This window comes from Thermoanaerobacter sp. CM-CNRG TB177, from assembly GCF_018588165.1.
Taxonomy (GTDB): domain Bacteria; phylum Bacillota; class Thermoanaerobacteria; order Thermoanaerobacterales; family Thermoanaerobacteraceae; genus Thermoanaerobacter; species Thermoanaerobacter thermocopriae.
The window spans coordinates 1-602 of sequence record NZ_JAFCAC010000098.1; the positions used below are offsets into that span (position 1 = coordinate 1).

The window sequence follows — 602 nt, forward strand, 5'->3', positions numbered from 1 at the left end:
GAGTGCGTAACAGCTCACTGGTCGAGAGGTCCTGCGCCGAAAATGAACGGGGCTCAAACATGCCACCGAAGCTGGGGCTAAACAGAAGTCAGATGTGAGAGGTCAGAGGTGAGAAAATGATAAAGACGTATAAGGATCTCAGAATATATCAACAATCATACAAGCTAAGCATAGAGATACACAAGCTAACCCAGAACTATCCTGGGTATGAAAGATACGAATTAGGGAGTCAACTAAGAAGGGCAGCAACATCAATACCGTTAAATATAGCCGAAGGATATGGAAAGAAAGAATCAGAGGCAGATTTTAAGAGGTATTTAAAGATAGCGCTTGGATCAAGCAATGAAATAGAAGTATTACTAGACTTAAGTTATGACTTAGGATATATAGATAAGACATTGCATAACGAACTAATAGAAGAATACACAGCTTTAAGGAAGCAAATATACACGATGATAAAGAAGTGGAGAGTATCCGACATCTGACTTCCGACATCTGACTTCTGTTTGGGGTAGGGGAGCGTACTGTACGGGTAGAAGGCCAAGCGGAAGCGAGGCTGGACTGTACAGTAGAGAGAATGCCGGCATGAGTAACGAGAGTAA

General features: G+C 42.4%; 1 rRNA gene. It reads left to right on the top strand.

The window, feature by feature from the left end:
• Nucleotides 1-602 (top strand): 23S ribosomal RNA (locus I4N53_RS11240); the annotation flags it as partial.